Origin of the sequence: Gordonia sp. (in: high G+C Gram-positive bacteria), from assembly GCF_012515855.1 — a bacterium.
Classification (GTDB): Bacteria; Actinomycetota; Actinomycetes; order Mycobacteriales; family Mycobacteriaceae; genus Gordonia.
Map to the genome: position 1 here is coordinate 1 of NZ_JAAYXO010000192.1, position 2,832 is coordinate 2,832.

The following is a 2,832-nucleotide window of genomic DNA, read 5'->3' on the forward strand; positions in this document are numbered from 1 at the left end:
CGGTGGTCGCGCCCCACTATAGGTCGCGATCGCCGGCGCGGCAGATCTCCGTAGGGAATTCGACTTCTGGGGTGTCATTGGCTACGGAAGTCGGAGATGGGCGGGGTGGCGGGTCAGCGTGTCCGGATGATCTCGATACGCTCGCTCACTTCGTTCGCGGGCACTCGATCAGCAAAGGAGGCTCGCAACCTTCGTTCGCGGGCACTTCATCAGCAAGGGAGGCTCGCACTCGATCAGCTGGGCCCTAGCCCAACGTCGCCTGGACTGCGGCACCGGACTTGTCGAGGCGCTCCAATCGTCCTTCGGTCATCGAGGCGATCTGGTCGACCACCACGCGCATGCGGTCGTCGTCGTCGGCGGCCACGGCCCAGCGGGCGGCGAAGATCGGGTCGAGGCCGCCGGGCGCGGTCACGAGGAGCATCTCGGCGACGCGGTGGATCCGTTCGCGCTGGCGGTCCTGCTTCGCGCGGTGACGGGAGTCGGAGAAGATGAAGCGGAGGGCGACGGTCTTGAGCACCGCCACCTCGGCGGCGACGTCGGCGGGCACCGAGAGGTCGGCGTCGTAGCGGCGCAGCGGACGATCGCCTTCGACGGCGCGTGTCTGGCTGACCGCGGCGTGCGCGAATCGGCCGATGAGCTCGCTGGTGAGCCGCTTGAGGCGCACCGACGCGTCGAGCGAACCGTCGAAATCGCCGAGCGAAGCGAAGATCTCCATCTCCGACAACCGCTGGGCGGCGTCGACCAGCGGCTCGGACGAGAGTCCGTCGAAGTAGCGCATGCCGAGTTCGGCGAGCACCTGCTGGTCGTCCCGCGAGCTCAACTGCCGCAGGTCGATACGACCGCCGATTACGCCGTCCTCGAGGTCGTGCACGGAGTAGGCGACGTCGTCCGACCAGTCCATCACCTGGGCTTCCAGGCATCGGCGACCGTCGAGAGCGCCGTCGCGCACCCATTTCAGGGCGGGCTCGTCCTCGACGTAGGCGCCGTACTTGGTCCCGGGCGCCTGGCGCGACCACGGGTACTTGAGCGTCGCGTCGAGCGCGGCGCGGGTGAGGTTGAGGCCTGCGCTCTCGCCGTCGGGCCCGACGATCTTGGGCTCCAGCGAGGTGAGGATCCGCAAGTTCTGCGCGTTGCCCTCGAAGCCGCCGCGGTCGCGGGCCACTTCTTCGAGCGCACGCTCGCCGTTGTGCCCGTACGGCGGATGCCCGATGTCGTGCGCCAGCCCGGCGAGTTCGACGAGGTCGGGATCGCAGCCCAGATCGACCGCGATACCGCGGCCGATCTGGCCCACTTCGAGCGAATGCGTCAAACGCGTGCGCGGGTTGTCGCCCTCACGCGGGCCGACGACCTGCGTCTTGTCAGCGAGCCGTCGCAGGGCCGCGCTGTGCAGCACTCGAGCGCGGTCACGGGCGAAGTCGCTGCGATGATCGCTCTCCGCACCGGCCCCCGAGGCGATCTTCGGCGCTTCGACCACCATGCGTTCGGTGTCGTGGGCGTCGTAGATCGCCACCGCGGGCGACGCGGCAGCGCGATCGGGCTGGGTCAAACTAGTCCTGCCAGCCGCGCTGCGAGATCAGGTCGAGCACGCCTGCGCGGATCGCGAGGATCTGACGCGAGGTCAGGTCGGGCGACGCTTCCAGGAGCAGGTCGGTGATCTCACCCGAGAGGCGGCCACCGCTGCGCGGACGACGCGGTGCGCGGTCGTCGCGGCCACCGCGGCGGTCGTCGCGACGGTCGCCGCGATCGCGATCGCCGAAGCGTCCGCGGTTGTCGTCGCGACGGTGCGCGCGCTCGGCGGCGGGGGACTCACCCTCCGGGGCCTCCTTGGTGACCTGGACGTTCAGGGCCTTGGAGCCGCGATCGGTGCTCTCGACCTCGAACTCGACCTCGGCGCCGGGGCGCAGCAGGCTCTCGTCGATGCCGACATCGTTGATGTGCAGGAAGACGTCGTCGCCGCCTTCGGCAGGAGCCAGGAATCCAAATCCACGGTTGGTATCGAAGTGCACAACCTTGCCGGTAACAGCCACCACAAACTCTCTCTCTTCAAGCACGCCCACACCGCGAACCCCTTGCCCGCGCGACGAACTCTTCTACTACTATGCCTCATCCGACACCGTTGACCCACCCGAAATGCCTGGTCGTGATCGGAATTGCACAGCAAAGGCTTCGACCCCCACTCAGATCGAGAGCGGGGGCCGAGGAACGCAGCGCTTACTTCGCGGTAGCGATACCCAGCGACGGGAAGAAGTAGCAGGTGGCATCACCCTTCTTGACGGTTCCGTAGATGGCCGACAGGACGGTGCCCGAACCGGTCTTAACCAGGCCACCGCGGACGCCGTTGGACGGGAGAATGTCGGTGACCGGGCCGAGCAGGCCCTTCGCGATGCCCTCGGCACCCGGAACGCCCGCCGCCTGGAGTCGCTTCGCCACCGCATTGACGATCGTCTCGCCCAATCCGTCCATCGGCTCACTCAAACTGCCCTGGAAGGTGTTGACGTTGAACCAGGCGACCTGCATGCCCTTTTTGCTGCCCGAGTCGTTGAACACGCCGACCGGAACGAAGCCGTACATGATCTCACCTTTGCGGATGGCGTTGATGTCGATCTCCTTACCCAACACCTTGAACGTCAGATCACCCAGCAACGGCGTACTCGGCCCAGGCATGGCCCCACCGAGCGCCGGCGCCAAGGTGAAATCGGTGCAGGCACCGAGGGTCGGCGTGAAGGGGGTGATGCCGAGCTTCTTCAGCAGCGCGTTGGCCGCCTCGATGCCCTCGATGACACCGGCGGCATCGGTCGGTTGAATGTTGTCGAGCGCGGTCTTGGCGGCCAG

Annotated in this window: 3 protein-coding genes; all 3 read right to left on the reverse strand. The window is 67.3% G+C overall.

Annotated elements, in window-relative coordinates:
* Positions 1–244: 244 nt before the first annotated feature.
* Positions 245–1,546, reverse strand: a complete 1,302-nt coding sequence (locus GX543_RS13800) for a deoxyguanosinetriphosphate triphosphohydrolase (RefSeq protein ID WP_290852670.1) — start codon at positions 1,544–1,546, stop codon at positions 245–247.
* 1 nt (position 1,547) lies between these two features.
* Positions 1,548–2,027 (reverse strand): cold-shock protein, encoded by a 480-nt coding sequence (locus GX543_RS13805; protein WP_290852673.1) that lies wholly within the window; start codon positions 2,025–2,027, stop codon positions 1,548–1,550.
* Between the two features lie 184 nt (positions 2,028–2,211).
* A partial coding sequence (locus tag GX543_RS13810; RefSeq protein ID WP_290852671.1) for a hypothetical protein occupies positions 2,212–2,832 on the reverse strand: 621 nt, incomplete at its 5' end.